The organism is Nonomuraea zeae, assembly GCF_005889725.1.
In the GTDB taxonomy this organism is placed as follows: domain Bacteria; phylum Actinomycetota; class Actinomycetes; order Streptosporangiales; family Streptosporangiaceae; genus Nonomuraea; species Nonomuraea zeae.
In genome coordinates this window covers 1-6,256 of record NZ_VCKX01000476.1, presented here as the reverse complement: position 1 = coordinate 6,256, position 6,256 = coordinate 1, and the positions used below count along the sequence as shown (strand labels likewise).

Here is a 6,256-nt window from a genome sequence, read left to right as displayed (position 1 = left end):
CCCCCGAACGCGCCGGCCGCGGCGCGCCCGGCGCGTTCGGGGGCGGGCAGGGCCCGCCGGTCCAGGGTGCCGCTCGGCGTCATCGGCAACGCCCCCAGCCGCACCAGGGCGGACGGCACGGCCGGGTCGGGCACGATGTCGGCGAGGAAGGCGCGCAGCTCGCCCAGGTCGAACGTCCGGCCGTCGGCGGGGACGATGTAGCCGACCAGCCGGTCGCGTCCCGACTCGTCCCTGCGGACGGCGGCGGCGGCCGCCGCGACGCCCGGGTGGCGGGTCATCGCGCTCTCCACCTCGCCGAGCTCCACCCGGAACCCGCGTACCTTGACCTGGTCGTCGGCCCGCCCGGCCAGCTCCAGGACGCCGTCCGCGCGCCAGCGGCCGACGTCGCCGGTCCGGTAGAGCCGGGCGGCGGGGTCGGTGGAGAAGGGGTCGGGCAGGAAGCGCTGCCCGGTCAGCTCCGGGCGGTTCCAGTAGCCCTGGGCCACCCCGTCGCCGCCGATGAAGATCTCGCCGTAGACGCCGGTGGGCACCGGGCGCATCCGCGGGTCCAGCACGTGCACGCTGGTGTTGATCAGCGGCCGGCCCACGGGGACGGTCGCCTGCGGCCCCATCGTCTCGGCGCGCACGTCGAAGACCGTGGAGTCGACGGTGGTCTCGGTCGCGCCGTAGGCGTTGGCGACGATGGTGCCGGCGGGCAGGAGGTCGAGGAGGGCGCGGCAGTCGTCGGCGGGCCACGGCTCGGAGCCGACGGCGAGCACCCGCAGCGAGTCGAGTGCGCCGCCCTCGTAGACCAGCTCCTGGGAGATGGCCTTGGCCAGCGACGGTGTGGTGACCATGATCTCGGGGCGCTGCTCGCGCAGGGCGGCGACCAGCGCGGGCGGGTCGGCCAGCACGTCAGGAGGGGAGATGAGCAGCTCCCCGCCGAACATGGCCGACAGCAGGAAGTCGCCGAAGAAGACGTCCACGGCCACGCTGGAGACCGACAGGCAGCGCCCGCGCAGCCCGGTCAGGTCGTAGCAGGCGTCCCAGGCGCGCATGATGTGCTGGACGTTGCCGTGGCTGACCATGACGCCCTTGGGCCTGCCGGTCGAGCCGGAGGTGTAGACGACGTAGGCCAGGCCGTCGGGGGTGACGGCGGTCCGCGGGGGTGTGGCGGGCAGCCGGTCGAGTGCGGGCCGGTCGCGTTCGAGGTCCACGAGCGTGGCCGGATGCCCGGCGAGGCGGTCGCGGAGCCGGTGCTCGGTGATCACCACCGTGGCGGCGGCGTCGTCCAGCATCATGGCCAGGCGCTGGGCGGGGTGCTCGGGGTCGAGCGGGAGGAAGGCGGCTCCGGCCTTCAGGACGCCGAGCATGGCGACGACGGCGTCCACGCCGCGTTCGAGGCAGATGCCGACGAGCGAGCCGGGGCCCGCGCCCAGGCCGTGCAGGTGGCGGGCCAGCCGGTCGGCGCGGGCGGCCAGCCCGGCGAACGTCAGCCGCTCGTCCCCGCAGCTCACGGCGGGCGCGTCCGGGGTGAGCGCGGCCCGCTCGTCGAACAGCTCGTGGACGAGCCGGGCCGGGACGGGCCCGGCCTGCGTGCCGAGCCCCGCGGCGGTGAGCCGGCGCAGCTCGGCCGCGGGGATCATGTCCCGGGTGTGCAGGGGCGCGTCGGGGGCGTCGGCGACGCTTTCGAGCAGCGTGACCAGGTGCTCGCCCAGGCGTTCGGCCGTGGCCGCGTCGTAGAGGTCGGTGCTGTACTCCAGGTAGCACGTCAGCGACCGGGCGTCCTCGTAGAAGTCGAAGGTGAGGTCGAGCTTGGCCACGTTGATCGGCGGCTGGAGCTCCGACACCTCCAGGCCGGGCAGGCGGGGGGCGCCGGCGGCCAGGTTCTGCAGGTTGACCATGACCTGGACCAGCGGCGGGCGGCTCGGGTCCCGCTCGGGCCTGAGCGTCTCGACCAGGCGCTGGAACGGCACCTCCTCGTTGGCGAACGCCTCCAGCAGCGTCGCGCGGACCTGCCGGACGAACGCGGTGAACGGCAGCGACTCGTCCACCTGCGAGCGCAGCACCACCGTGTTGATGAAGAAGCCGATCAGGTGGTCCAGGTCGGGACGGCCGCGGCCTGAGGTCACGGTGCCGACGGCGACGTCCCGCTCGCCGGCGTAGCGGCTGAGCACGACCTTGGCCGCGGCGGCCAGCGTCATGAACAGGGTGGCGCCGTTGGCCCTGCTCAGCTCGCGCAGGCGCGACAGCAGCGGGGCCGGGACCTGGAATTCGCAGACCGCGCCCGCCGAGCTGCGGACGGGCGGGCGCGGCCGGTCGGTGGGCAGCTCCAGCACGGGCAGGCGGTCGAGGCGGCCGCGCCAGTAGGCGAGCTGGTCGTCCAGTGCGGGGGTGCCGGCGCGCTCCTGCTGCCAGGCCGCGAAGTCGGCGTACTGGACGGGGAGCGGCGGCAGTGCGGCCCCCTGGCCATCCGCGCTGCCGGTGCCGGCCGTGTAGAGCGCCGCCAGCTCGGCCAGGAGGTTGCCGGTGGACCAGCCGTCGCTGACGATGTGGTGCACGCCCAGCACCAGGACGTGCTCGCGAGGGCCGAGCCGCAGCAGCGACGCCCGGAACAGCGGCCCGCTGCGCAGGTCGTACGGGGTGCTCATCTCGCGCAGCAGGAACTCCTCCAGCCGCGCCTCGGCGCACCTGCCCGAGACGTCGATGAGCGGGACGGGCCGGTCGGCGTGCTCGTGCACGATCTGGACGCCGCGGCCGTCGATCGCGTCGAAGGTGGTGCGCAGCGACTCGTGCCGCCGCGCGACCCCGTTGACGGCGGCGGTCAGCGCCTCGGCGTCCAGGTCGCCGCGCAGCCGCAGGGCGCGCAGCGCGTTGTACTCGGGGCTGTCGGGCTCCAGCTCGGCCATGAACCACAGCCGCTGCTGGGCGGACGACATTGGCAGAGCGGCGTCGCGCGGCACCGGCCGGATCCGCCCGTCGTCGGCGGGCGGCCCCGACTCGCCGGCGAGCTGGCGCCGGATGAGCTCGCTCAGGTGGGCCGGTACGGCCGCGAGCCGATCTTCGAAGGACGTGGACATGTGGTGTGATCCCTTCAGATCCCGCGCGAGGAGTCGATTCCGGATGCCGCCGACACGAGCTCCAGGATCTTGCTCTGGATCCGTTCGGCCAGGGCCGCGATCCGCGGCCGGTCGAAGAGGTCTTTGGGCGAGATGTCCACGCCGAACGCGCCGCGCATCCGCGAGACCACCCGGACGCTGCTGATGGAGTCGCCGCCGAGGTCGAAGAAGTTGTCCTCGACGCCGACGGGGTCGATGGCGAGCACCTCCGACCAGATGCGGCACAGCGCCTCTTCCGTGGGGTTGCGGGGCGCCAGGTAGTCGCCGCCGCCGTCGTCCTGCGTGCCGGGCGCGGGCAGCGCGTCGCGGTCGAGCTTGCCGTTGCGGCTGAGCGGCAGCTTCGTCATGGGCACGAACGCGGCGGGCACCATGTAGTCGGGCAGGAGCTCGGACAGGTGGGCGCGCAGCTCGTCGGCGGTGGGCGCGGGCAGGCCCGGCGCGGGCACCACGTAGGCGATCAGCCGCTTGTTGCCCGCCTCGTCCTCGCGGACGACCACCGCGGTCTCGGCCAGGCCGCTGTGACCGATCAGGACGTTCTCGATCTCCCGCAGCTCCACCCGGAAGCCGCGGATCTTCACCTGGTCGTCGACGCGGCCGGCGAAGTCCAGCGTGCCGTCGGCGTTCCAGCGGACGAGGTCGCCCGAGCGGTACAGGCGCGCTCCCGGCGGGCCGAACGGGTCGGCGACGAAGCGTTCGGCGGTCAGGTCGGGGCGGCCGATGTAGCCGCGGGCCACGGCGTCGCCGCCGATGTACAGCTCGCCGGTGACGCCGACCGGGGCCGGGGCGAGCCGCTCGTCCAGGACGTACACGCGGTCATTGGGGATGGGGCCGCCGATCGGGACGTTGTCGTAGTCGGCGGCGGGATCGACGGGGAACAGGGTGACGGCGATGGCGCCCTCGCTCGGCCCGTAGTTGTTGACCAGCTTCCGGCCGCGTGACCAGATCCTGGCCATCTCGGTGCTCAGCACCTCCCCGCCGACCCGGATGAACTCCAGGTTCGGCAGCGCGGCGGCGTCGAGGGCTGGCAGGACGGTGGGCGGCATGGTCACCGCGGTCACCGCCTTGGTCCGCAGCTCCTCGATGAGCTGGGCGCCGCCGTAGCCGGAGGCGGCGACGGGGGCGACGAGCGTGGCGCCGACCGCCAGCGTGCTGAACACGTCCAGGGAGGCGGCGTCGAAGCTCATCGGGCAGAGCTGGAAGACCCGGCTCTCGTGGGTGAGCCACAGGTCGCACACCGCCTCGACGGTGTTGACGAGCGAGCGGTGCTCGACCATGACCCCCTTGGGCCGGCCGGTCGAGCCGGAGGTGTAGACGACGTAGACCAGGTCGCGCGGCCCGCCGGTGGTCTCGGGCACGCGGTCGGGGCAGGCGGCGACGAGCGGCCAGTCCCGGTCCATGCAGACCGTACGGACCTGGGCCTGGTCGAACATCCCCGCCAGCTCCTCGCGGGTCAGCACGACCGCGGGCTGCGACTCGGCGACCATGACGCGCAGCCGCTCGGGCGGGTAGTCGGGGTCCATCGGCACGTACGCGCCGCCCGCCTTGAGCACGCCGAGGATGCCGACGACGAGGTCGAGCCCGCGCTCGACGGCGATGCCGACGCGCACGTCGGAGGTGACGCCGAGGCCGGTCAGGTACTGGGCGAGCCGGTTGGCCCGGCTCTCCAGCTGGGCGTAGGACAGCCGGTCGGCGCCGCGCTCCACGGCGACGGCGTCGGGCCACCGGCGGGCCCGCTCGCTGATCACCTCGTGGATGCGGCGCTCGATCGAGTAGCCGGCCGGGGTGCCGCTCCACTCGTTCACCAGCGTCCGGTGCTCGGCTCGGGTGAGCATGGAGATCTCGCCGATGGGCCGGGCGGGGTCGTCGGCGACGGATTCCAGCAGGGTGAGCAGGTGCTGGAAGATCCGCTCGATGGTGGCGGCGTCGAACAGCTCGGGGTCGTACAGCAGCCGCATCGACAGGCTCTGCCCGGGGAAGACGCTGAGGCCGATCGGGTAGTTGGTGCTGAAGCCGATGGCGATGTTCTTCAGGTCGATGCCGTCCGGCGTCATGCCGGGGTCGAAGGGATAGTTCTGGAAGACCAGGACGCTGTCGAACAGGTTGACCCCGGCGGGCACGCCGCTCCACGCCTGCATCCGGGGCAGCGGCACCCAGTCGTACTCGCGGGCGGCGGCCTGCTCCTGCTGCGTCTCGCGCAGCCAGGGCAGCAGGGCGCGGCCGTGGTCGACGTCCATGCGGACGGGCAGCGTGTTGATGAGCATGCCGGTGATGGAGTCGACGCCGGGCAGGTCGGCCGGGCGGGTGGAGACGGTGGTGCCGAAACAGATGTCCCGCTCGCCGCTGTAGCGCGACAGCAGGATCGCCCAGGCGCCCTGGACGAGCGTGTTCATCGTCAGCTTGGTCCGCTGCGCGCAGGCGACGATCTTGGCGGCCAGCTCCTCCGGCACCTGCACCTCGACCGAGCGGGTCGCGCGGGGGCGGTAGCCCTCCCCCGGCTGCCGGTCGAAGGCGAGCTTCGTCTGCGTGTCGAACCCGGCCAGCCGCTCCCGCCAGTAGTCCTTGGCGGCGGGCTCGTCTCGCTGGTCGAGCCACTGCACGTAGTCGCGGAAGGGGCGGCGCGGCGCGGGCGCGGCCAGGCCGTCCCCGCGAGTGGCGGCGTAGTCGGCGAAGACGTCCGTGAGCAGGCCGGAGGCGCTCCAGCCGTCGATCAGGATGTGGTGGACCGACCAGACGACCTGGACCGTGGCGTCGGTGAGCCGGGCGACGGCGAGCCTGGTCAGGGGGGCCGTGGTGAAGTCGACGCCCGCGGCCTTGTCCTCGTCGAGCAGGCGCCGCAGCGCGGCCTGCCGCTGCGGCTCGTCCAGGTCCCGCCAGTCCAGCAGGACGGTGGGGAGCGTGGCGCGGTCGTGCACGACCTGGACGGGCGTGTCGACGTCCTCCCAGATCACGGCGGTGCGCAGGATCGGGTCGCGGTCGGCGGCGCGCTGGAAGGCGCGGGCGAGCCCCGCCGGGTCGTCCACGCCGTCCAGCACCAGGTCGAACTGGATGAGGTGCAGGCCGGAGTCGCGGGCCATGAGCGCGTCGAACAGCATGCCGCTCTGCATCGGCGTCAGCGGGTAGACGTCCTCGACGCCGGGCGGGGTGGGCCGGTCCGGGCG

At 73.8% G+C, this 6,256-nt stretch carries 2 protein-coding genes; both read right to left on the bottom strand.

Annotated elements, in window-relative coordinates; genetic code table 11:
• Window positions 1-3,059 (bottom strand): non-ribosomal peptide synthetase (locus ETD85_RS59290; protein WP_138698592.1); only part of this gene is annotated, 3,059 nt, incomplete at its 3' end.
• A gap of 14 nt (window positions 3,060-3,073) precedes the next feature.
• Window positions 3,074-6,256 (bottom strand): non-ribosomal peptide synthetase (locus tag ETD85_RS59285; protein ID WP_138698591.1); only part of this gene is annotated, 3,183 nt, incomplete at its 5' end.